Source organism: Micrococcales bacterium, assembly GCA_016703125.1.
Lineage (GTDB): Bacteria > Actinomycetota > Actinomycetes > S36-B12 > UBA10799 > JADKAV01.
The window spans coordinates 65,053-87,416 of sequence record JADJCR010000007.1 but is presented as its reverse complement, the minus strand read 5'-3'; the positions used below and the strand labels follow the sequence as shown (position 1 = coordinate 87,416).

The 22,364-nt window shown below is 69.8% G+C and carries 21 protein-coding genes; 10 read left to right on the top strand and 11 right to left on the bottom strand.

Annotated features, from left to right (window positions below; all coding sequences use genetic code 11):
* Positions 1-33: 33 nt before the first annotated feature.
* Positions 34-2,385: an ATP-binding protein gene (locus tag IPG68_12185; GenBank protein ID MBK6763970.1), complete on the top strand. Its 2,352-nt coding sequence runs from the start codon at positions 34-36 to the stop codon at positions 2,383-2,385.
* Positions 2,385-2,933, top strand: coding sequence for a peptide deformylase (gene def, locus IPG68_12180; protein MBK6763969.1), 549 nt, complete (start codon positions 2,385-2,387; stop codon positions 2,931-2,933). Before IPG68_12185 ends, def begins: the two co-directional genes overlap by 1 nt.
* A 17-nt stretch (positions 2,934-2,950) precedes the next feature.
* Here def and IPG68_12175 read toward each other — a convergent pair whose 3' ends face one another.
* Positions 2,951-4,078: an acyltransferase gene (locus tag IPG68_12175; protein MBK6763968.1), complete on the bottom strand. Its 1,128-nt coding sequence runs from the start codon at positions 4,076-4,078 to the stop codon at positions 2,951-2,953.
* A gap of 188 nt (positions 4,079-4,266) precedes the next feature.
* On the opposite strand from IPG68_12175, the gene IPG68_12170 reads away from it, so the two are divergent.
* Complete coding sequence (locus IPG68_12170; GenBank protein MBK6763967.1) at positions 4,267-5,928, top strand: NAD(P)/FAD-dependent oxidoreductase; 1,662 nt, start codon at positions 4,267-4,269, stop codon at positions 5,926-5,928.
* A gap of 6 nt (positions 5,929-5,934) precedes the next feature.
* On the opposite strand, the gene IPG68_12165 is transcribed toward IPG68_12170, so the two are convergent.
* The 7 genes from IPG68_12165 to IPG68_12135 all read right to left on the bottom strand — a co-directional run bounded on the left by IPG68_12165 (position 5,935) and on the right by IPG68_12135 (position 11,788).
* Positions 5,935-7,155, bottom strand: coding sequence for a zinc-binding dehydrogenase (locus IPG68_12165; GenBank protein ID MBK6763966.1), 1,221 nt, complete (start codon positions 7,153-7,155; stop codon positions 5,935-5,937).
* Complete coding sequence (locus IPG68_12160) at positions 7,152-8,456, bottom strand: NAD(P)-binding domain-containing protein (protein MBK6763965.1); 1,305 nt, start codon at positions 8,454-8,456, stop codon at positions 7,152-7,154. The genes IPG68_12165 and IPG68_12160 overlap by 4 nt, the downstream gene beginning before the upstream one ends.
* 92 nt (positions 8,457-8,548) lie before the next feature.
* Positions 8,549-9,007, bottom strand: a complete 459-nt coding sequence (locus IPG68_12155) for a hypothetical protein (GenBank protein MBK6763964.1) — start codon at positions 9,005-9,007, stop codon at positions 8,549-8,551.
* Positions 9,004-9,309: a hypothetical protein gene (locus tag IPG68_12150; protein ID MBK6763963.1), complete on the bottom strand. Its 306-nt coding sequence runs from the start codon at positions 9,307-9,309 to the stop codon at positions 9,004-9,006. The genes IPG68_12155 and IPG68_12150 overlap by 4 nt, the downstream gene beginning before the upstream one ends.
* The gene (locus IPG68_12145; protein ID MBK6763962.1) at positions 9,198-9,737 is read right to left on the bottom strand and encodes a hypothetical protein; all 540 of its coding nucleotides are present in this window, start codon (positions 9,735-9,737) and stop codon (positions 9,198-9,200) included. Before IPG68_12145 ends, IPG68_12150 begins: the two co-directional genes overlap by 112 nt.
* A 66-nt stretch (positions 9,738-9,803) precedes the next feature.
* On the bottom strand, positions 9,804-10,973 hold the full coding sequence (locus tag IPG68_12140; protein MBK6763961.1) for a VWA domain-containing protein: 1,170 nt from the start codon (positions 10,971-10,973) through the stop codon (positions 9,804-9,806).
* Complete coding sequence (locus tag IPG68_12135; GenBank protein ID MBK6763960.1) at positions 10,973-11,788, bottom strand: MoxR family ATPase; 816 nt, start codon at positions 11,786-11,788, stop codon at positions 10,973-10,975. The genes IPG68_12140 and IPG68_12135 overlap by 1 nt, the downstream gene beginning before the upstream one ends.
* Positions 11,789-12,082: 294 nt before the next feature.
* On the opposite strand from IPG68_12135, the gene IPG68_12130 reads away from it, so the two are divergent.
* Genes IPG68_12130 through IPG68_12120 form a run of 3 tightly spaced genes read left to right on the top strand, consistent with a single transcriptional unit; the run spans position 12,083 to position 14,682 of the window.
* A complete protein-coding gene (locus IPG68_12130; protein ID MBK6763959.1) occupies positions 12,083-13,492 on the top strand; it encodes a DUF1298 domain-containing protein in 1,410 nt (469 codons plus the stop codon).
* Positions 13,482-13,919: a pyridoxamine 5'-phosphate oxidase family protein gene (locus tag IPG68_12125; protein MBK6763958.1), complete on the top strand. Its 438-nt coding sequence runs from the start codon at positions 13,482-13,484 to the stop codon at positions 13,917-13,919. The genes IPG68_12130 and IPG68_12125 overlap by 11 nt, the downstream gene beginning before the upstream one ends.
* A 10-nt stretch (positions 13,920-13,929) precedes the next feature.
* Positions 13,930-14,682, top strand: coding sequence for a flavodoxin family protein (locus IPG68_12120; protein MBK6763957.1), 753 nt, complete (start codon positions 13,930-13,932; stop codon positions 14,680-14,682).
* Between the two features lie 9 nt (positions 14,683-14,691).
* Here IPG68_12120 and IPG68_12115 read toward each other — a convergent pair whose 3' ends face one another.
* Positions 14,692-16,305 (bottom strand): alpha/beta fold hydrolase, encoded by a 1,614-nt coding sequence (locus IPG68_12115; protein MBK6763956.1) that lies wholly within the window; start codon positions 16,303-16,305, stop codon positions 14,692-14,694.
* Between the two features lie 324 nt (positions 16,306-16,629).
* On the opposite strand from IPG68_12115, the gene IPG68_12110 reads away from it, so the two are divergent.
* Positions 16,630-17,529, top strand: a complete 900-nt coding sequence (locus tag IPG68_12110; protein ID MBK6763955.1) for a DUF2236 domain-containing protein — start codon at positions 16,630-16,632, stop codon at positions 17,527-17,529.
* Here IPG68_12110 and IPG68_12105 read toward each other — a convergent pair.
* Together IPG68_12105 and IPG68_12100 are read right to left on the bottom strand one after the other, a co-directional pair.
* The gene (locus IPG68_12105; protein MBK6763954.1) at positions 17,499-18,368 is read right to left on the bottom strand and encodes a hypothetical protein; all 870 of its coding nucleotides are present in this window, start codon (positions 18,366-18,368) and stop codon (positions 17,499-17,501) included. The two genes, IPG68_12110 and IPG68_12105, sit on opposite strands and share 31 nt — an antisense overlap.
* Before the next feature lie 27 nt (positions 18,369-18,395).
* Positions 18,396-19,427, bottom strand: coding sequence for an MFS transporter (locus IPG68_12100; protein MBK6763953.1), 1,032 nt, complete (start codon positions 19,425-19,427; stop codon positions 18,396-18,398).
* 3 nt (positions 19,428-19,430) lie between these two features.
* On the opposite strand from IPG68_12100, the gene IPG68_12095 reads away from it, so the two are divergent.
* The 3 genes from IPG68_12095 (at position 19,431) to IPG68_12085 (ending at position 22,364) form a co-directional block, all read left to right on the top strand.
* Positions 19,431-19,649 carry a dihydroxy-acid dehydratase gene (locus IPG68_12095; protein MBK6763952.1) on the top strand — a complete coding sequence of 73 codons (219 nt, stop codon included), beginning with the start codon at positions 19,431-19,433 and terminating at the stop codon, positions 19,647-19,649.
* On the top strand, positions 19,646-20,722 hold the full coding sequence (locus tag IPG68_12090; protein MBK6763951.1) for a Gfo/Idh/MocA family oxidoreductase: 1,077 nt from the start codon (positions 19,646-19,648) through the stop codon (positions 20,720-20,722). The genes IPG68_12095 and IPG68_12090 overlap by 4 nt, the downstream gene beginning before the upstream one ends.
* 157 nt (positions 20,723-20,879) lie before the next feature.
* Positions 20,880-22,364, top strand: coding sequence for an aldehyde dehydrogenase family protein (locus IPG68_12085; protein ID MBK6763950.1), 1,485 nt, complete (start codon positions 20,880-20,882; stop codon positions 22,362-22,364).

Genomic DNA, 22,364 nt, shown 5'->3' with positions numbered 1-22,364 from the left:
TCCGCCGACGTCACCGTCGCCACCGACGACCTGGTGACCCACGGGTTCATCGTCGGCATGACCGGCTCCGGCAAGACCGGTCTCGGGGTGGGACTGATCGAGGAATGCCTGGACGCCGGCGTGCCGTGCCTGCTCATCGACCCGAAGGGCGACCTGACCAACCTGGCGCTGGTGTTCCCGGGGCTGAGCGGTCCGGAGTTCGAACCGTGGGTCGACCCCGCGCAGGCCAAGGCTGCCGGGGTGCCCACCGCTGATTTCGCCGCGCAGCAGGCGGACACGTGGAAGCAAGGGCTCGCGCCGTGGGGCATCGCCGAGGCGCAGATGGCGGCGTTCAAGGCGAAGTTCGATGTCGCGATCTTCACCCCCGGCTCGTCCGCCGGCGTCCCGCTCAACGTCCTGGGCTCCCTGCAGGCCCCGCAGACCGACGATCAGGAGGTGCTGACCGACGAGATCGACGGGTACGTGACCAGCCTGCTGTCGGTCGTCGGGATCTCAGCGGACCCGTTGAGCAGCCGCGAGCACATCCTGCTGTCCAACATCATCGCGATGGCGTGGGGGGCCGGGGAGGACATCGACCTGCCCACCCTGCTGGCCCGCGTCAACCAACCGCCGATGCGCAAACTCGGGGTCTTCGACCTCGACGAGTTCTTCCCGCCGAAGGACCGGCTGGCGTTCGCGATGAAGCTCAACGCCGTGCTCGCCGCCCCGGGTTTCGCCTCGTGGATCGCCGGGCAGCCGATCGACATCCAGTCGATGCTGTGGGCGCCTGACGGCCGTCCGCGCTGCGCGATCGTCACCACCGCGCACCTGTCCGACGAGGACCGGCAGAGCGCCACGTCGCTGGTCTTGAGCAAGTTCGTCACGTGGATGCGCCGGCAGAGCGGCACCACCGACCTGCGGGCGTTGCTCTACATGGACGAGGTCGCCGGCTACCTCCCGCCGACTGCCAACCCCCCGACCAAGAAGCCGATCATGCTGCTCATGAAGCAGGCGCGGGCGTTCGGCGTCGGCGTCGTGCTCAGCACGCAGAACCCGGTGGACATCGACTACAAGGCGCTGAGCAACGCCGGGACGTGGATGATCGGCCGACTCACCACCGAGAACGACAAGGCCCGCCTGCTGGAGGGGATGCCACCGGGCGCTGACATCTCGCAGCTGATCTCCGGGCTCGGCAAGCGGCAGTTCCTCCTCCGCAAGGCCGGGCAGAACGACGTCGAGTTGTTCGGCACGCGGTGGGTGCGCAGTTACCTGCGCGGGCCGATGACCCGTGATCAGATCCAGCGGGTCACGGCCGGGCCGGAACCGTCGGAGGTCCCCACCTCCCCGGAGCAGACCGCGGCACCGGCCACCCCGCCAATCGCGACTCAGCCGGAGGCCCCGCCGCCGGGTGCCGCGCCCACCCTCGGCGCCGCCGCCGCACCGGCCGGTGGCCCAGCTGCAGCGGTGCCCGACCAGGTACCGGAGCCGCAGCCCGCCGACGACGAGACCCCGGTCATGCCCGCGGTGGCCGAGGGGGTGGCGGTGTCCTACCTCGACCCGGCCGCGCCGTGGGCCGGGCAGGTGGGGGCGGTCGCCCCGGGTCCCACCGGCCCCCGCCTGCAGGCCGCGGTCGTGGCGCGGGTCCTGCTGCGCTACCAGTTGCCCGACGCTTCCCACGACGAGGAGTACGAGGCGGTGCTGTTCCCCGCCCCCGAGCAGTCGCTGCAGTTGTCCCCGCTGGTGGTCGACTACGACGACCGCGACCTGCTCGCCCCGGCTCCGGCCAACGCCCGCTACGTGCTACCGGCGGCGAAGGTGGGCACGAAGACGTACTGGTCGACATTGACCAAGGACCTCACAGACCACCTTGTGGCGAACGAGTCACTCGAAGTGCTGAGCAACCCGGACCTGAAGATGTTCGCACGCGTCGGGGAGGGCCCGGAAGCGTTCGCGGCGCGCTGCCAGCAGGTGGCGGCGGGTGAGGCGGACAAGAAGGCCGCACCGCTGCGGTCGAAGTACGAGGGCAAGTTGCGCAGCTTGCAGACGCGGCTGGCCGGGGCGTCGACGCGGGCGCAGCAGGCCAGCGCGGCGGTGAGCGGCAGCGTCATGGATTCGGCCGCGTCGGTGCTCGGCGGCTTCCTCGGCGGCCGCCGGTCGGTGTCGTCGATCAGCGCCGCCGCCCGGCGTGCCCAGAGCGCGAAGAACCGGGCGGACACCGCGCGGGCCAAGGTCGACGAGGTGCAGATGCAGATCAACGACCTCGAGGCCGAACTGACCGCCGAACTGCAGGCCCTCGACGCCGAATGGACTGCCAAGGCAGCCACGATCGCGCCGGTGGAGGTGACCTTGAAGCGCACCCAGATCCGGGTGGCCGACCTGCGGCTAGTGTGGGTCCCGGTGAGTTGATGAGCGAACGTGAGCGCGGTTACGCCGGTGTCGAAGGTTCGGTGCGCCCCATCGTCCAGGTGGGCGATCCGGTGCTGTCCACGCGCTGCGCGGAGGTCACGGACTTCGATGACGACCTCAAGCAGCTGCTCGCCGACATGTTCGCGAGCATGTACGCCGCCGACGGCGTCGGCCTGGCCGCCAACCAGATCGGGGTGGGCCTGCGGGTGTTCGTCTACGACTGCCCGGATGCCGACCAGGCTTACCACCGCGGCGTGGTGATCAACCCGACGCTGCTCCCCCCGGCAGAACGCCACCTCGACGAGGACGAGGAGGGGTGCCTGTCGGTGCGCCATCAGTTCCACCCGCTGGCCCGCCCGGACTTCGCCACGGTCACCGGCGTCGACCACGCCGGCGCGCCGGTGGAGGTCTCGGGCACCGGACTGCTCGCCCGCTGCCTGCAGCACGAGTTCGACCATCTCGAGGGAATGCTCTACATCGACCGACTGTCCGCACGGGCACGCAAGAAGGTGCTGAAGGCCTGGGCTGAGGAGCACCAGGCGTTGTAGGGCGATCGGAGCCGGCCTCAGAGCACCCGGCGCACCCCGGGCAGCCGGGTCAGGTGCCAGGCGAGCCCGAAGCATGCCGTCCAGGCCAAGGGCGCCACGATCAGGAACTTCACCTCCGGGGCCAACGGCGCGGGTGCCAGCAGCAGCGCTACGGCCACGACCACCGGCACCTGCACCACATAGGCCCCGAACGCCGCCCGTCCGAGTGCTGCACGAAGCGGACTCGACCGGTCATGGCGCCTTTGGAAGTGCCCCAGCAGCCAGATCGACAGCGCCACCGCGATGGCCGCCTCGCACCCCGCGGTCAGTAGCGCCTGCCAGTGCCACCCGCCGGCGAAGGGCTCGACCGAGTCCGAACTCGCAGCGAAGGCTGCGACCATCACCAGCAGTCCGAGCAGAGCAACGAAGCCACAGCCGCGCCGCACCCGCGACGGGACCGGGTCCGCCCACCCGTTCTCCGCGCACACAACACCGAGCGCGAACAGGCCGAGACACTGCGGCCACTGCCACAGGTGCAGCGAGAAGATCTGGTCGGAGTTGATGGGGAACACGAGACGCACCACGACGGTGCTCGCCGCGATCGCCACTCCCAGCCACACCAGAACCCGGGGACGGAACGCCGCCTGGGAACCGCGGGCGGGGCGCCCGGCGCGCCACCATGCGTATCCGCCCGAGTAGATCAGCAGCACCAGCACGAACCACAGTGGACCCGGAGTCCACTCCAGCAACTGGTCGGAAGCGACCGCCGACCAGGCCTCTTCCCCGGCCAGCCAGACCACGAGAGGGTAGAGCACCAAGTACGCCAGGAACGGCACCCCCAGCCGGACAATGCGGTCCCGCAGGAAACCGGCGGTTCCTTTCTTCGCCAGCGAGCGTGGCGTCAGTAGGCCCGCGATGAGGAAGAAAAGACCCATCGCGAAGAACGACCCGAGCGACACCACCAGCGCCGCGACGATGAGGAAGGCCTGGTTGTCCGACGGCTCTCGGTAGGCCCAGGACCCGATGTCCCCGTAGGTGATGAAGACGTGGCCCAGGATGACCGCTGAGACCAGGACGACCTTGAGGTTGTCCAGGTACGGCCGACGGGCGGGCCGGGCGACAACGGTTGCACCGGTCCGCGGTCCATCCGGACGGCTTGCGGACACGTCTCCATCATCGCGCGCCGCCCGGGTGGTGCGGGGCGGAACGCCGCCGGGAACCGCCCGCTGGCGTTGGTTGACGCTCGTGCAGCTGGTTGGGGCTCGTGCAGTTGGTTGATGCTCGTCGCGCGAGGAACGTCAACCAACTACCCGAACGCCACCCAAGGCGGATCCGGCTGTGGGACGCTCGAACTATGGACGCGGACGTCATCGTCATCGGCGCCGGGCCGGGGGGACTGTCCTGTGCGGCGTACCTCAGCGCGCTCGGCAAAAAGGTCGTCGTCGTCGACCGGCACACGGTCCCCGGCGGCAACATGAGTTGCTTCACCCACCGCGACCCGGCCACCGGCCGCGAGTACGAGTTCGACGTCGGGCTGCACTACCTTGGCGACTGCGAGCCACGTGGCTCCATCCCGTCGGTGCTCGCACCGCTCGGCGTGCGGCCCGACTACCTGCCCATGGACCAGACCGGCTACGACACCCTCTTGTTCGGCGACGGGCAGGAGTTCCGCGTGCCGGCGGGGCTGCGCGAGTACCAGCAGGCCCTCGTCGCGGCCTTCCCCGCCGAACGTGCCGCCATCGAGCAGTACGTCGGCCTGCTGCGCGACGTGCGCGCGATGATGCGCGCCGGCGTGCGCCGACCGGGTCTGCGGCAGCTTCCGGGCCTGGTGATGCCGGGGTACCGCATGCTGCGGCTGATGAACGCCACGCTCGGTGACGTCCTGGACCGGATCGGCGCCTCGCCGCGCCTGCGCAGCGTGCTCGCCGCGATCAACGGGACGTACGGCCTGCCGCCGTCACGCGCATCGTTCTTCATCCATGCCGGCGTGTTCCTGCACTACGCCAACGGCGCCTGGTACCCGCGCGGGGGCGGTCAGCCGATTGCAGACGCCCTGGCACGGGTGGTGCGCAACAACGGTGGCGAAGTGCTGCTGCGCACGCAGGTCGAGGAGATCCTGGTGGCCGGCGGCGCGGTGCGCGGGGTACGCGTGCGTCGTCCAGCCGTCGACCGGCGACGCGGTCTGGGCGACGAGATCTCGGCGCCCGTCGTGGTGTCCGACGCCGACCTCAAGCGCACCTTCCTGGAACTGCTGCCCGCCGAGGCGCTGCCCGCCGACCTGCGCCGCAAGACCTCGCGGATGACCATGTCCGCGCCGCTGTACGTCGACTACCTGATCCTCGACCGGGACCTGGCCGCCGAGGGCGCGCCGAACACCAACTGGTGGGTGTACCCCGACGACGACCTCGACGCCGCGTACTCGGACGCCGCCGCGGGCCGCATGTCCGGCACCTCGTTCGCGTACCTCACGTCCGCCAGCCTGAAGGACCCGACGAACCCCCGACTCGCGCGACCCGGTCAGACGAACATCCAGGTCATGACCGTGGCGCCGGCGGACCACCGCTTCTGGGGGCTGCACGGCCGCGGGCCGGTGGGCGGGGAGTCCTACCGGCGCAACCCGGACTACCTGCGCCGCAAGCAGGAGTTGCACGACTCGCTCATGCGCGCGGCAGAACGCGCGATCCCGGGGATCTCCGACTCGGTCGTGTTCCACGAGTCCGCCACCCCGATCACCCACGAGCGCTTCGTCCGTTCCACCGGCGGCACGTCCTACGGCCTGGCCGCGACGCCGTCGCAGATGATGCTCAAGCGGCCCAGCGCGAAGACCCCGGTCGAGGGCTTGTGGATGGTCGGGGCGGACACGCGGTTCATGCACGGCATCGGCGGGACCCTGGGCGGGGGCATGATGACCGCCGCGGCGATCGCCGGCGAGCCGGTCTCGGCCCTGGCCCACCTGCGCCTGCCCGACGTGTGGCGACCCGAGCCGGAGTTCCACCTGCCGCAGCGGACAGCCTGAGCCCCGCTACACCAGCGGTACGTCGGCGTTGGGCCGCAGCGTGACCTTCACCGCCTGCGCACCCGGCCCGGCCGACGCCGTGCTCAACCCCTGCTGCCACTCGTCGAGGTCGTACTGGTGGGTCACCAGCCCGTCCACCCGGTAGCCGGGGTCGGCCAGCCACTCGGCCACCTGAGCCATGGTCCGCTTGCCTGCCAAAGACGGTTCCGGGCCGGAGTTGATGGTCCCCTGCACTGTGAGTTCCCGGCTCCACACCAGGCTCCAGTCGACGCTCTGCTTGCCCGCCGCGCCGACCAGCACGAGCATGCCGCCGGGCCGCAACAGGTGCAGCGACAGGTCGATGGTGTCCGGGTAACCCACGCAGTCGAACACCGCATCCACCCCCTGCTCGAGGATCGGGATCTTCGTCATGCGCGGGCGCACCACCCGGCCGCCGTCGCTGGCCGCGAGTGCCTCCACCGCCGCCGCCCCGGTCGGCAGGATCCGGGTCGCGCCGGCGTCGGTCGCCTTCGCCGAACCGAAGTCCCCCGGGCTGACCATGGCGATGTCCAGGTCCGGGTGCAGCATTCGCAGGGCGGCGGTGACCAGCAGTCCGATCGTGCCCGGGCCGATGACGACCACCCGGTCGCCGGTCCGCTGCCACTGCAACGCCGCGTGCAGCCCGATCGACGCCGGCTCGGCCAGCACCGCCCGTCGCGAGGGCACGTCCCCGATGCCGAAGCACTGCGTTTCGTGGGCCACCAGCGACTCCCCCCAGCCGCCGCCGATGGTGTCGGAGAACCCCTGTCCGGGTGCGTGGCAGCCGGTGATGCCGGGCTCGTCGAACCGCTCGCAGGCGTACGGCCGGCCCTCCCGGCAGGTGCGGCACGGCTCGAAACCGCGATGCACGCAGGACAGGATCGGGTCGAGGACGACCCGCTGCCCCTCCAGCGCCCCCTCAGTGACCACCCCGACGATCTCATGGCCGGGGATGGCCTTCGGTTCGGCGTAGAACGCGGACATCACGAACGAGGACTTCGCGTGCGCCAGGCCCACGTCACTGCCGCAGATACCGCTGAGTTCGGGCTTGATCCGCAGCCAGCCATCACCCTTGGGCAATGCCGGCTCCGGCACATCGGCCAGGCGCATCAGCCCGCCGGGACCCCAGCCCGCGTCGTGCTTGACCTTGCCGGCTGCCGCGGTCCAGAGGTACCGCGGCGTGGACAGGTCGGCCAGGACCGCCTTCACCGCAGACCCGGGATCTTGCTGAGCAGGCCGCCCTTGCCGCGGGCTTCCTTCATGGTCTTGATGTAACGCCAGTAGTCCACCTGCATGGTGTGGCGCTCGGAGCGCAGGTAGCGCTTGGCCATCGCCTTCTGGTCGTTGTCGATCCACTTGCGCATCTCGTCGCGCGAGGGCATCGGGACCTCGCCGGTGATGAGGTCGCCGACCCACTCGGCCTGGTACTCCGTCAGCGGGATGCCGGACCCGACGGTCTGGATGAACCCCATGAAGTACAGGCCAGGGCGGTCCGGCGGCACGATGCGCAGGTACAACGGCATCTTGTTCTGCTCGGCGCTGTAGACCGACGGGTCGAGGAACGGCAGCGTGATGTTGTAGCCCGTGGCGTAGACGACCAGGTCCACGGCCTCGGCCGTCCCGTCGACGAACTCGACCTTCTCCCCGTCGAAACGCTCGATGTCGGGCTTCATGGTGATGTCGCCGTGGCCGACCCGGTCGTAGAGCTCGGCAGACACGGTGGGGTGCGCGCCGAGCAGCTTGTGGTCCGGCTTGGGCAGGCCGCGGTCCTGCGGGCGGCCGGTGGCCACACGCACGATCGCCTCGTACGCCAGCCGCTCCACCGGGAAGGGGATGTAGGCCATCAGCGGCGAGCTGAGCTGGTCCACTGGCTTGCCCAGCGCGTACTTCGGGATGACGTGCACGCCGTGACGCGTGGACAGGTAGACCGCATCGGCGTTGCGGGCGGCGTCGCAGGCGATGTCCATGCCGGAGTTGCCCACCCCGATGACGAGCACCCGCTTGCCGGCGAACACCGACAGGTCCCGGTAGTCGTGGGCGTGGAAGGACTCCCCGGTGAATGTCCCCTCGAAGTGCGGGGTCTTGGGGCTGGAGTGGTGTCCGTTGGCGACCAGGACGTTCTTGTAATCACGGGTCTCGCCGTCGGAGGTGGTAACGCGCCAGTAGTCGTCGACCGGCTCCACGTTGGTGACCTCGGTGTTGAACGTGATCCGCTCACGCAGGCCGAAGTGGTCGGCGAAGTCCTCGAAGTACTGCGCGACCTGGTAGTACGGCGGGTAGTCGGCCCAGTCCTCGGGCATCGGGAAGCTCGGGTACTCGGTGCGCGGGCGGCTGGAGTTCAGGTGCAGCGAGTGGTAGGCCGCGGCGCCCCCGTTGTCGTTGTCGATCTGCCACAGCCCCCCGACGTAGCTGCCCTTCTCGAACCAGTCGAATTTGATTCCACGGTCGGCGAGGGCCTTGCCGGTCGCCAGACCCGCCGCCCCCGCCCCGATCACACATGCGGTCTTCATGGGCTCACCGTACTTGGGCTCCGGCGGCGGGCGGGACCGGTTCTGTGGGGCTCGTGCCGGGACGAGTGTCGTGTTGCGCTCGGCGGCGCGGGCTAGCGGCGTCTCCCGTTCACGTAGACCACGCGCTGGCTGAACGGCTCATGCGTATCGGTACCGGGCGCGGCCTGGGTCACGGTCACCCGCCACCCCTTCTTCCCGAAGGTGCGGAGTTTGATCGCGCCCTTCTTGCGGATCACCTTGACGTTGCCCTTCTTCGTCACCTTGGTGGTCACCGGTTGACCGGCGTCCGTCTTCGCGGCCTTCTTCACGATCACCGTGACGCCGCGGTTCTTGATGCGCTTCGGCGCGGAGAACGACTGCTTCGACTTGGCCACCGGCGGCACAAGCTCTGCAGGAACCGTCGCGGTCACGGTCGCCGCGGTCGAATCCCCGATCTCATTGCGCGCTACCACACTGAACATGTAGTCACCCGGCGCCAACCCCGCCACCGTGCACGACAGGCCGGTCGTCTCGCAGGCACCAGCGCCGGACACGCGATAACCCGTGATCACGCGCCCACCATCGTTTTTCGGGGCTGCCACATCACAGTGACCTCGCTCGCGCCTGTCGCGGCGACCACGGTACGGGGAGCGGTCGGCACCTGGGCCGCCACGAACATCACATGCATGAACCCGGCGCTGAATGTCCTGGGCGCCTTCCCGGCGAGAACACCGGAGGTGTCCACTGGGGTCGGTGTCGACTTCATGGTTGTCGAGTCGTCTCCGAGTTGGCCGAAACTGTTGCGCCCCCAACAGAGGAGTTCGGAGTCCGCCAGAACGCAGGCGTGCGAGTTGCCAACGGTGATGCCGCCCACCGTCTTACCCGCCAACGCCCCCGCAGTGGTGACCGGGACGGGGACTTGCTGTCTGTGGTTGTGCCATCCCCCAACTGACCGTCGACGTTCTCGCCCCAACAGAACGCCTCCCCGTCGGCCAGCGCGCAGGTGTGATAGGCACCCACCCGGACCGCTGTGACGTTCTTCCCGTCCAGCACGCCGGAGGTGTCCACCGCCGTGGGCAGCGGCATCGAGGCCGCGATAGTGCCGTCACCGATCTGCCCGAAGGCGTTCCATCCCCAGCAGTACGCCCGGGATGCTGCCACCACGCAGGTGTGGCCGCCGCCGGCTCTGATGGTGGTCACCTCCTTCCCGCTGAGCACACCCGAGACGTCGACCGGGATGGGCGTGGGGCTGCCGGTTGTCGACCCGTCACCGAGTTGGCCATTGCCGGCACAGGTGGTCAACACTAGACCCTGCGGAGCCCGGCAGTCAGGTCCGATTGGTCAGCATCTGCGCCGCTCAGCCCGGGATCAGCGGCGCTGCGGGGTCCCCCGGTTCAGGTGCGCCATCGCCTCGGTCAACCCCTCCGTCGTCAACGGGAACATCTCGAAGACCCGGCCGATGTCCTCGATGGTGGTCCCGTTCCAGCGGCTCAGGGGCTCCGGGTTGAGCCAGCAGGAATCGCGGAAGTGGTCAGCCAGGATGTGCAGCCACTCCAGGCCCGGCACCCGGGAGGAGTCGGTCGCGCTCCATGGCCCCGCCTGTCCGAGTTCGTAGGGTGCCATGAACGCGTCGCCGACCATGATCAGCTTGTAGTGCGGCCCGCATTCGCGCAGCAGGTCGTGCACCCACGTGGGCTCGGTGAAGCGTTCGGTCCCGTAGACCTTGCCGTAGACGCAGTTGTGGAAGTAGTAGGTCCGTAGTTCTTTGAAATGCGTGGCCTTCTTCGTGGCGCTGAACAACTGGCTCATCAAGGTCGAGTAGGGGAACATCGACCCGCCGACGTCGATCATGAGGACCACGTGGGTGTTGGGTTTGCTCGGCGGGCGGGTGACGACCTCGATTTCGCCGGCGTTGCGCGCGGTCTCATCGATGGTCGCGTCGATGTCGAGCTCGACCTGCGCCCCCTCGCGCACGAACGCCCGCAGCCGCCGCAGCGCCACCTCCATCTGCCGGATGTCCAGGGTCACGTCGGAGCGGTACGGACGGTAGGAGCGCATGTCCGCGATGCGGATCGCCGCCCGCCCGCCGCCGGAACTGCCCGTGCTCACGCCCTGCAGCGCAGAGCCGCCCTGGCCCAGCGGGGACTTGCCCCCGGTGCCTATCCAGTGCGGCCCGCCGTCGTGGCGCTCGGTCTGCTCGCGCTTGCGCTGCTCAAACATCTCGAGCAACCCGGCGAAGTCGGGCTCCTCGTCGCTGCTCTCGCTGAGGCGGGTGTTCTGCTCGTCGAGCCACTCGCGCAGTTGCTCGGTCAGGGAGGTGTCCCAGTCGAGGTTGCCGTACTCGGCGAGGAACGCGCGGTCGAAGGCGTCAAGGTGACCCTCGTGGTGGATCAATGTGACGCGAGCGGCGTAGTAGAAGCCGCGGACCGTGTCGTCGTGGGCGCCGGCCTTCAGCGCCGCGGACAGGGCCAGCGCCTCGGTGACCCCGACAGCGACGTCCTGGTCACGCAGCCGGTACAGCAGGCCGAGGAAGAACATCAGTACCGCCGGGTGGACCGTGCGTGGAACGCCTCGATGTCCTGCTCCTTCTTCAGCAGCGTGCCGAGGAACGGCATGTCGTCGCCGAGTGCCACCTCGTCCACACCGGTGGCCTGCAGCATCGCGATCCAGTCCACGAGTTCGCTGGTGCTCGGTGGCTTGCGGATGCGGTCCATGCCGCGCACAGCGAAGAAGGCTGTCAGCGCCTGCTCGAGCAGTTGCTGATCCAGGCCCGGGTGATGCACCTCGACGATGCGGCTCATGAGCTCGCGGTCCGGGAAGTCGATGTAGTGGAAGATGCATCGGCGCAGGAACGCGTCGGGCAGTTCCTTCTCGGCGTTGCTCGTGATGATGACCACGGGGCGGTGCGCGGCTGCGACCTCGTCACCGGTCTCCATCACGGTGAACCGCATCCGGTCGAGTTCGTGCAGCAGGTCGTTGGGGAAATCGATATCGGCCTTGTCGATCTCGTCGATCAGCAGGACCACGCGTTCCGGCGACTGGAAGGCCCGGCCCAGCGCACCCATGTGGATGTACTCGCGGATGTCGCGCACGTCGTGGTCGCCGAAGCGGGAATCGTAGAGCCGCTGGACCGTGTCGTAGTGGTAGAGCCCCTCCTGCGCGCGGGTGGTGCTCTTGACGTGCCAGGTGATCAGGGGCATCCCGAGCGCCTGCCCGACCGCCTCGGCCAGCAAGGTCTTCCCCGTCCCGGGCTCACCGCGCACCAGCAGGGGTTTCTCCAGCACCAAGGCGCAGCGCACGGCCGCCTCGAGCGCGGGGTTGGTCAGATACGCCTGGGTGCCGGTGAACTCCACGGATTCAGGGTACGGCTGGCCGAGGCAGACGGTTCCGGGGCGGTCGCCGCCACAAGTGGGCGCGGCGGGTCTGCAGGCGCCCACTTGTGGTGCCGAAACGTGGGCCAAGATGCCGCACAAAGGGCATTTCAGGCCCACAACTGGGCGAATTCCGGCCGTGTGGGGCGTTCGTCGCCCAGTTGTGGCGCGCGGGACACCCCCTCGAAGACGCCGGTCAGGCCGGACTCCCCATTGCTCGTCGTCGGGATCTGTTCACTCGGCGGCGATCCTGTCCAGAGACCTAGACTCGTCTGCGTGGCCGAACGCAGACTGTCCCCCGCCGACGCAGCCTGGCTCTACAGCGAGTGGGAGAAGAACAACCAGACCGTCTCCTCACTGATGTGGCTGGACCGCGAGATCGATCCCGAGGTGTTCGCCACGATCGTGCAGGAACGCATCGTCGACAAGTACCCGACGTTCAGCCAGCGCTTGCGGCCCTCCCGCAACCCGGTGTACCTCCCGCACTGGGAGGACGACCCGGACTTCGACATCGCCCACCACGTCGAGGTGCTGCACCTGCAGACGGGGACGAAGGAGGAGTTGGCCGAACTGGTCTCGCAGCAGCGCTCGCAACTGCTCGACCGTGACCGGCCGCTGTGGAAGATGTACGTGATCCAGGGTTACCGCGGGAACACCACGGCCGTCCACAGCCGCATCCAGCACAGCATCGCCGACGGCTGGGCCCTGGTCCGGCTGGTGCTCAGCCTGTGCGACGACACCGAGACCGTGCAACGGCCGGTCACGGTGGACAAACCCCGGCGCCGCAAGCGCGACTTGGTCGGCAAGGTGGCCTCCCCGGTGGTGGACGTCGTGCGCAACCCGGTGGAGTTCGTGCAGGAGACGCTGTCGGTCGCGTTGTACCCCAAGCGGTTCATCGAGTTCGGCACCGGCATCCTGGGTGTGGCGGAGGACACCGCCGAGGTGTCGAAGAACGCCGTGGAGTTCCTGTTCGCACCGCGGCCCGGGAAGACCATCCTGCACGGGCCGGTCAGCGGCGAGAAGAAGGTCGACTGGATCGAGCCGGTGGACCTGCAGCCCATCAAGGACATCGGCCGCGCGACCGGCACGACGATCAACGACGTGCTGCTCGCCGTGCTCACCAACGCCCTGCGCAAGTACCTCGTCGAGAAGGACGCCCTGACCGTCGAGGACCTTTTCACCGCGGTGCCGATCAGCCTGCGCCGGCCCGATGCGGACCTGCCGCGCACCCTGGGCAACCGCTTCGGCCTCATCCCGGTCCTGCTGCCGGTGAGCATCGAGGACGCCGTGGAACAGCTGCAGGAGATCAGCCGTCGGCTCGACGACCTCAAGGAGTCGCCGATGCCGGTCGTGTCGTTCGGTTTGATCTCGGTCTCTTCGCTGATGACCCCGGACGTCGAACGACTGCTGCACAAGGTCACCCAGGAGCACTCGATCGGCGTGACCACCAACGTCCCCGGTCCGCGCCATCCGATCTACGTCGCCGGCGGCGAGGTGCTCGGCAGCTGGGGCATGGGGGGCTTGAGCGGGAACATGAACCTGTCGTTCGGCATCTACACGCTGAACGGGAGACTGAACTTCTCCGTGCACTCCGACACCGGCATCACCGAGGACCCCGAGCGGATCCTCGACTTCTTCCTGGAGTCGATCGAGGAATTGCAGGCGGAGGTCCTGGATGTTCAATGACGACCCGGAGCTGGCGGAACTGGTCCGCGCGGCGTTCGCGGTCGGCAAGCACTGCACCATGGCCACGCTGCGCGCCGACGGGGCACCGCGGATCAGCGGCACGGAGGTGGAGTTCACCGACGACGGGATCTTCTTCGGCACCGCCGCGGACGCCCGCAAGACGCTGGACCTGCGGCGCGACCCGCGGGTGGCCGTCCACAGCCCGACCCGCGACCCGGGCCCCGACGGCGCGTGGGCGGGTGAGGCGAAACTGTCCGGAGTCGCCGTCGAGGTGCCCGCGCCACCGGACTACCCGCCGCACGCCGTGCGGTTCCGCATCGACCTCACCTCGGCGGTCCACACCGGCCTGACCGATGAGAAGCCGCCACGGTTGCGGATCCGGTTGTGGCGACCCGGGCGCGTGACCCAGACCATGTACCGCGCCTAGACTTCCGCCCATGCTCCCCGCCGACGTCCAGGCGTTCATCGATTCCGAGATCGCCGCCAACACCACCGACTTCAGCGACCTGCGTGCTGTGTACCTCAACGGCACCCTCAAACGGTCCCCGGAGACCAGCAACACTGAGGGACTGATCGCCGTCAGCCGCCACATCCTCGAAGGGGTGGGCGCGCGCACCGACACCGTCCGGACCGTCGACCACGTGATCCCTCCCGGGGTCCAGCCGGACATGCGCGAGCACGGCTGGGAGCGCGACGACTTCCCGGGCATCTACCGCGAACTCATCGAGCCCGCGGACATCGTCGTGCTGGCCACGCCGATCTGGCTGGGCGACCAGTCCTCGACGACCCGGTTGGCGATCGAGCGGCTGTACGGATGGTCCGGCGACGTCAACGAGAAGGGCCAGTGGTCGTACTACGGCAAGGTCGGCGGCGTGCTGATCACCGGCAACGAGGACGGGGGGAAGCACTGCGCCGCGCAGATGCTCTACGCGTTGAGCCACATCGGTCTGCTGATACCGCCGCAGGCCGACGCCTACTGGAACGGGGAGGCGGGCCCCGGCCCGAGCTACCTCGACGACAACCAGGGGGCCCACAACCACTGGACCACCCGCAACACGGTGTTCATGACCTGGAACCTGCTGCACATGGCGCGGGCCGTGAAGGACGCCGGCGGCATCCCCTCGCACGGCAACGACACCCGCAACTGGGACCTGACGGTGCCCGACCACCCGAACCCGGAGTACCGGTAGAGACCGGGGCTAGAGCAGTCCCCAGGCCTCCAGCGCCGCCCGCGCGATCGGTTCCCCGTGCTCCTGCACGAAGTGCCCGGCGTCGACCAGCATCGGCTCCGGGCAGCCCTTGATGATCTGGCGCATCCGCTGCATCACCGGCTCCCCGAGCACGGGGTCCTTCGTCCCGATCGCCATGAACGACTGCCCGCTGAACTGCGTGGCCCACCAGACCGCCGCGGCCCGTGACACCTCGACCCCGGCCATGTCCTCACTGATCGGCACCAGCATCGGGAACCGCCGCACCCCGGCCTTGTAGCGGGAGTCGGGGAACGGCGCGTCGTACGCGGCCACCTCGGCGGGCATCAGACCGGGCTCCGAACGGGCCATCAGCTCCCCGACGTTGAAGTCCGGGGTGTTCGCCACGTAATCCCGCCAGGCGAGGAACCCCTCGGTGGGCCTGGACCCCACCCCCAGGCCCGTGTTCATGATGAGCAGGCGGGACACGAGATCCGGGTGGCTCACCGGCAGCGTCAGCCCGAGCACGCCGCCCCAGTCCTGCACCACCAGCGTCACGTCCTCCAGACCCAGCGCATCGACGAAGTGCAGCATCGAGGAGTGGTGGAAGTCCCAGGTGTAGTCGGCATCGGCCACCGGCTTGTCGCTGCGGCCGAAACCGAGCCAGTCCGGCGCCACCACCCGCATCCCCGCCGCCAGGAAGACCGGGATCATCTTGCGGTAGAGGTAACCCCACGACGGCTCACCGTGCAAGCACAGAACGGTCTGGCCCTCGCCCTCGTCGATGTACGCCATCCGCATCCCGTTGACGTCGACGTACTGCGGCTGCCACGGGAAATCCGGCAGGTCGTCGAACCGGTCCTCGGGTGTGCGCAAGATCTCCATGCCCCGACGGTAGTGCGATGTCGCGGCGCCGTCAGCCCACCTCGACAACGGCCTTCCCGCGCAGGCGGCCCGCAGCCATGTCGGCCAGCGCCTGCGGCACTCGTCCAGGCTGAACCGGGCGCCGATCACCGGTCGCAACCGGCCCGCCGCCACCATGTCCACCAGCCGCTGGATGTCGGCGCCCGACTCCTTCGACACCAGCATCCCCAGCCGTTGCCGGACCAACGGGTTCCATGCCACGGCCCGGATCTGGCGGCCGACACCGAGGATCTGGCCGCCCCCTTCACCGCCGATCACGAGCAGCGTGCCCCGCTCGGCCAGCAGGGCGCGCAGGCGCCGGACCGGCAGGTTTCCCCCAATGGCCAGCACCACGTCGAAACCCCCGGCTGGCAGCGGTGCGGCGTGGTCCACGACCTCGTCGGCGCCGAGCTCCCGGACCAGATCGGCCTTGGCCGGGCTGCACGTCGCCGTCACATGGGCGCCGGTGGCCTTGGCGATCTGGACCGCGTAACTGCCCACGCCACCCGACCCACCCAGGATCAGCACCCGCTGACCTGCGCTCACGCCCGCCGCCTCCACGGCCTGCAGGGCCGTCAGCCCGGAGACGGGGAGCGCAGCGGCGTCGGCGAAACCGACCTCGGGCGGTTTGGGCACGATCTTCGCCGCCGGGGCAGCCGCGAACTCCGCCAGCGCACCCCGGCCGATGCCGCAGACCTCGTCGCCCACAGCCAGCCCACTCACCCCGGCGCCACCCCCCCCCCCCCCCCCCCGCCGGGGGGCCCCCGACCCCCCCCCCCCCCCCCCCCCCCCCCCCCCCCCCCCCGGGCGCCGCCCCCCCCCCCCCCCCCGGCCCCCCCCCCCCCCGCCCCCCCCCCCCCCCCCCCCCCCCCCCCCTCCGCCCCCCCCCCCCCCCCCCCCCCCCCCGGACCCCCGCGGGCGTCGACCTCCGCCACCGCCACCACCTCGGACCGCCGTACTCATGCCGAACCGCTGCGCGCATGCCCACCAGTGTGTCGGGTCGGCGCCGCGATTGCGGCCCCTGCCACTGGCTGCGACGGTGGGGTCATGGGAATGCAGGCCACGCTGGCACCGCTGGCAAGTCAGGTGCGGGAGGTGCTGTCCGGGCGCACGGATGGCGCCAGCGACGTCGCGCGTGCGATCGCCCGGCCGACAGGGGCCCCGGGCTGGTTCACCCCGGACGACGCGATCTGGACGGTGCACGGGTCGGTGGCCACGTTCCTCGGCGGGATCCGCTCGCTGCTGCTGCAGGCCCTGCACCCCTTGGCGCTGGCCGGCGTCGACCGGCATTCCTCCTACCGCGAGGACCCCTTCGGCCGGTTGCAGCGGACGGGCGCCTTCATCGCCGCGACCACCTACGGCTCGACGGACCTCGCCGAGCAGACCGTCCGGGCGGTGCGCTCCATGCACACCCGGGTGCAGGGTACGGCTCCGGATGGCCGCGCCTACTCCGCGCAGGACCCGGACCTGTTGCTGTGGGTGCACCTCGCCCTGACCGACTCGATGCTGCGCGCCTACCTGGATTTCGGCAGGGACGGCGCGATCGACCCCGACGGGTACGTGGCGGACATGGCGGTCGTCGCACGGGCCATGGGCGTCCTCGACCCACCGACCAGCCGTGCCGGTCTGGACGCCGCCCTGCTCGCGTTCGGCCCGGACCTGCGGGTGGATCACGACGTGCGGCGCACCCATCGCTTCATCCTCGGCGCACCACTGCCGACCAGTCTCAAGCCCGGGTACCGGGTGCTGGCCCGCGCGGCCTGGGACAGCCTGCCGCCGTGGGCGTTGACGATGCTGGGCTCGTCGCCGCGCACCGCCGCCGTGGACCGCACATTGGCCGATGCCGCGTTGCGCGTGTTGCGGTTCGCGCTGGTCGCCTCGCCGGCGCGGATGGCCGGGGAAGCGCGCCTGGCGGGTCAGCCCGCCCCGAGGATCCGGTCGCGGTAACGCGCCTTCACCAGCGCACTCGCCGCCCGCTGCGCCAGCGACGGGCCCTTGCCGAAGGTGTCGGCGTGCGCCTCGAACCACTCGGACACACTCAGCGGCTGCTGGCCGGTGATGTCGGCGACGGTGGTCGTGACCACATCGGCACGCCCGTCCCGCCAGGCGCGCAAGTGGCTCATGACCAGCCTCTCGATGACGTCGGGATCCTGCCGGCCGTACTGGACCATCAGCGATTTCAGCTCGTCCTCGGGCAGGTCGATGTAGTCGATCCGGCGCCCGACGACCGCTGAGAGCTGGGCCACCACCGTCGGCATGTCCACCGCCTCCGGGCCGGTGCAGACGTACGCCCGGCCGTCGTGGCCGGACTCCGCCATGACCACCGACAGCACCCGCATGATGTCCGACGCCGCGACGAACCCGATGCGGCTGTTGCCCGAGATGCCGAACACCGCACGGGCCATCAAGATCTGCGGGGGCAGCGCGGCGAACGAGAAGTCCATCATCGACACGGGAGGCACGATCGTCCACGCGCGGCCGGAACCCTTGATGTGATCCATCACCTCGTGGTGTTCGGGGTCGAGTTCATTGGCGATGAACAGCACGTGCTGGTCGTCGAGGGAGTTGACCAGGTCCATCGCCCGCCGCATCGCGGCGTCGTCCGTGGGCATCGTCACCAGGACATGCGTGTGGTCGCCGGGCTCGGTGGCCACTGCCACGCCGGGCACCGACGCTTCACCACCCTCTGGCACCAGCGCGGTCACGTCGACGCCGTGTTTGGTGGCCAGCGCGTCCATGAGTTTGCCGACGAACTCGTTGTCGCCGTTGGAGACCAGCAGGGTCATGGCTCCCACGGTAGGCCAGCGCGGGTGCTACGCAACGCCGCGGATGAAGCGCACCAGGATCCCGGCCAGCACCATGACCACCGCCGTCGCCAGGTACAGGGCGGGGTAGCCCAGCAGGGTGACCAGTGGCGCTGCGATTACCGGGGCGAGGATCTGCGGCGCGGTGTTCGCGATGTTGATGACCCCGAGGTCGCGGGCCCGGTCCTCGGCGGTCGGCAGCACCTGCGTGATCAGCGCCTGGTCGACGGCCAGGTAGACGCCGTATCCGGTGCCCAGCAGGAAGGCACCCACGCAGGCGGCGGCGAAGACCGGCACGAAGGCGAGGATCAGCACCGACAGTCCCATCACGATCGACGCCACGATGACGTAGATCTTGCGCTTCCCGGACCGGTCGGACATCCGCCCGCCGATCACCGCGGTGACGATGGTCCCCAGGCCGTACAGGCCGATGAGGGTCGTCTGCCCCTGTTCCGGCTGCGGGTACTCCAGGTAGTCCTTCAGGTAGAACAGAAGGTAGATGGTGGCAAGGGCGGTCCCCAGCCACACCAGGAACCGGGTGATCCACGCCCACGCGAAGTCGGGGTGGCGCTTCGGGCTGACCCAGAAGCCCGACCAGAACCGGCCCCAGTGGAACGGCGCGACGGCCTCCCGGGGCAGCCGGGCGTCCGGGACGAACACGACCATGGGGATGAGCAGGACGAGCATGACCCCGGCCACCAGCCAGGTGCCCTGCTGCAGGTCCGGCACGACGAAGGAGACCAGTGCGACCCCGATCACGACGCCGAGCACCTGGGCGAGGCCGACGAAGCCAGACACCAAGCCGCGCTGGCTCACCGGCACCTGGTCGGGGATGTACGCGGTCATCGCCGAGAACGCCACGTTGGCCGCCGCCAGCACAGCGAACCACATCAAGGCCAGGCCGACGATGCTGTCCTGGTAGGACATCACCACCATCAGCGCGGCAGCGGTCAACGACCCGGCGATGATCCACGGCCGGCGGCGGCCCAGCCTGGCGGACGTGCGGTCGGAGAAAGCGCCGGACAACGGGTTGAAGACCATCCTGTGGGCGGGCCGCTGGCCCTGGTCCGTACCGGCGACCGGCTGCGCCTGGACGTGCCGGCCGGCCGGCTGGACCTCCTCGTCGACAACGCCGAACTGCAGCGCCGGCGGGCCGGGTGGGTCCCCCCGGCGCACCCGGGGACCGGCTGGCGGCGGCTGCACACCGAACGAGTCCAACAGGCCCATCTCGGGGCCGACCTCGACCTATGGGAGGCGCCATGATCCGCGTCGGCATCATCGGCTGCGGCCGCATCTCGGACCTGCACGCGGCTGCGTACCACCACTTCAAGAAAGCGACGATCGCCGCCATCGCGGATCCCAACGAGGAGAACCTGGCCACCCGCGGAGCCGCCTGGGCCGTGCCCGAGGATGCCAGACACACCCACACCGAGGACCTGCTGGCCCGCGACGACATCGACATGGTCGAGGTCCTGGTGCCGCACCATCTGCACGAGCAGATCGCCGAGCAGGCCGCCGCCGCCGGCAAGCACATCTCGCTGCAGAAGCCGATGGCCTTGGACGTCGACGAGGCCGACCGCATCATCGCCACCGCGGCCGGGGCGGGGGTGACGTTGAAGATCTTCGAGAACTTCGTGTTCTACCCACCGATCCAGCGGGCCCGGGACCTGATCGACGCCGGGGAGATCGGCGACGTCCTGAGCATCCGCCTGAAGTCGGCCGCCGGCTACTCCACCGAGGGCTGGCAGGTGCCGGCCGAGGCCATGGCCTGGCGGTTCGACCCGGGTAAGAGCGGCGGCGGGGCGCAGGTCTTCGACGACGGCCACCACAAGTTCTCGTCGTCGTGGTACCTGCACGGGTTCCCGCAGTCCGTGCATGCCTACATCGGCAGCAGTTTCAACGGCGTGCTGGACTCCCCGTCGGTGGTCACCTGGCAGTACGCCGACGGCGCCGTCGGGACCTTCGATGCGACCTTCTCCCCCGAGTTGCGCCTGCACGGCAACTACTACGGGCAGGACGACCGCATCGAGATCACCGGCAGCAAGGGGGTCATCTGGGTCACCCGCGGGCACGGCCGGATGCTCGACGTCGCCCCGGTGGTGCTCTACAAGGACCAGCGGACGATCCACATGGACGACATGGACGCCGACTGGGGGGTCTCGTTCGTCAAGTCCGGCCGGCACTTCGTGCATGCCCTGCTCGAGGGGCACGACCCGGTGGTCACCGGCGAGCAGGGCCGGGACCTGCTGGGATTCGCACTGGCCGCCCAGCGATCGGCGGCTGAGGGGGCGCGGGTCGAGATGCGTCCCGGACCGCCGCCGGCGGCGACGAGCTGACCCCGCCGCAGCAGCGCAAGGCGGGAGCGAAACGTACAGCCGGGAGCGATCCAACCGCGCCTTTCCACTCCCCGATGTCCGAACCTCTCCCGTCCTCGGCCAAGCGGCCATCCCGATCCCGAGGTGCCGAACGCCGAATCGCGGGTACGGTTGCCGCATGCCCACGACGACGCAGACTTTCGAGAGCCACTCCCCGGCCGACGGCCGGGTGATCGGCACCTACCCGATGATGGACGCCGCGGGCGTGCAGGAGGCCGTCGACCGCGCGCGCATCGCGGCGCACTGGTGGGCCGGTCTAGGTTTCGACGAGCGGCGCCGGAGGCTGCTGCGGTTCAAGGGGCTGCTGGCCCGGCGCTCCCGGGAGTTGGCCGAGCTCGTGCACGCCGAGAACGGCAAGCCCACCGACGATGCCCTGCTGGAGATCATCCTCTCCGTCGAGCACACCAATTGGGCCGCGCTCAACGCCGAGAAGGTGCTGCGGCGACGCCGGGTGAAGCCGGGTCTGCTGACTATCAACCACGATGCCCGTGTGGAGTACCAAGCGCTCGGTGTCGTCGGCGTGATCGGGCCGTGGAACTACCCGGTGTTCACACCGATCGGCTCGATCGTCTACGCCCTGGCCGCCGGCAACGCCGTGGTCTTCAAACCCTCGGAGTTCACCCCAGCGGTCGGTCAGTGGCTGGTCGACGCGATCAGCGAGGTCGTCCCCGAGCAGCCCGTCGCGCAGCTGATCACCGGCAAGGGTGAGACCGGCGCGGCGTTGTGCGCCAGCGGCGTGGACAAGATCTCCTTCACCGGCTCGACCCCCACCGGCAAGAAGGTCATGGCCGCCTGCGCGCAGTCGCTGACGCCGGTGCTGCTGGAGTGCGGCGGGAAGGACGCTGTGCTCGTGGACGCAGACGCCGACCTCGAGAAGGCCGCGGACGCTGCCACGTTCGGCGCGTTCAGCAATGCCGGGCAGACCTGCGTGGGCGTGGAGCGGGTGTACGTCCACGAGGGCGTGTACGACGAGTTCTTGCACTTGGTCGCGCAGAAGGCACGGGCGCTGACCCCCGGGCACGGGCCGGACTCCTCGTACGGGCCGATGACGATGCCCTCTCAGATCGAGGTGGTGCGCGAGCACGTGCGCGACGCCCTGGAGCGCGGTGGGACCGCGGTGGTCGGCGGGCCGGAATCGGTCGGCGAAGGGGTCGTGTCGCCGATCGTCCTGGCGCGGGTCCCGGAGGACTCCCTGGCAGTGATGGAGGAGACGTTCGGGCCGACCCTGGTCGTCAATCCCGTGCGCGACATGGACGAGGCCGTCGACCGGGCCAACGCCGCGGACTTCGGGCTGGCGGCGTCGGTGTTCTCCAGCAGTCGCTCGACGATGGAGCGCGCCGCATCCCGGCTGCGGGTCGGCATGGTGAGCATGAACTCCTGGGTGATGTACGCCGGGGTGTCGGCGCTGCCCTGGGGCGGGGTGGGGCAGTCGGGGTTCGGGCGCATCCACGGCCCGGACGGCCTGCGCGAGTTCGCCCGGTCCAAGGCCACTGTGCGCGAGCGTTTCGCCAGCCCGCTGACGCTGACCAGTTTCGCCCGGCACCCCCGCACCACGGAGATCGTGCGCCGAATCACCTCGGGGCTGCACGGCCACGGCCGCTAG

Bases quoted from the DNA above. Each gene is read 5' to 3' on its own strand.
- IPG68_12085 (MBK6763950.1), top strand. From the start codon at position 20,880: ATGCCCACGACGACGCAGACTTTCGAGAGCCACTCCCCGGCCGACGGC.
- IPG68_12170 (MBK6763967.1), top strand. From the start codon at position 4,267: ATGGACGCGGACGTCATCGTCATCGGCGCCGGGCCGGGGGGACTGTCC.
- IPG68_12105 (MBK6763954.1), bottom strand. From the start codon at position 18,368: ATGACCCTGCTGGTCTCCAACGGCGACAACGAGTTCGTCGGCAAACTC.
- IPG68_12100 (MBK6763953.1), bottom strand. From the start codon at position 19,427: ATGGTCTTCAACCCGTTGTCCGGCGCTTTCTCCGACCGCACGTCCGCC.
- IPG68_12090 (MBK6763951.1), top strand. From the start codon at position 19,646: ATGATCCGCGTCGGCATCATCGGCTGCGGCCGCATCTCGGACCTGCAC.
- IPG68_12120 (MBK6763957.1), top strand. From the start codon at position 13,930: ATGCTCCCCGCCGACGTCCAGGCGTTCATCGATTCCGAGATCGCCGCC.
- IPG68_12125 (MBK6763958.1), top strand. From the start codon at position 13,482: ATGTTCAATGACGACCCGGAGCTGGCGGAACTGGTCCGCGCGGCGTTC.
- IPG68_12140 (MBK6763961.1), bottom strand. From the start codon at position 10,973: ATGTTCTTCCTCGGCCTGCTGTACCGGCTGCGTGACCAGGACGTCGCT.
- IPG68_12110 (MBK6763955.1), top strand. From the start codon at position 16,630: ATGGGAATGCAGGCCACGCTGGCACCGCTGGCAAGTCAGGTGCGGGAG.
- def (MBK6763969.1), top strand. From the start codon at position 2,385: ATGAGCGAACGTGAGCGCGGTTACGCCGGTGTCGAAGGTTCGGTGCGC.
- IPG68_12160 (MBK6763965.1), bottom strand. From the start codon at position 8,456: ATGAAGACCGCATGTGTGATCGGGGCGGGGGCGGCGGGTCTGGCGACC.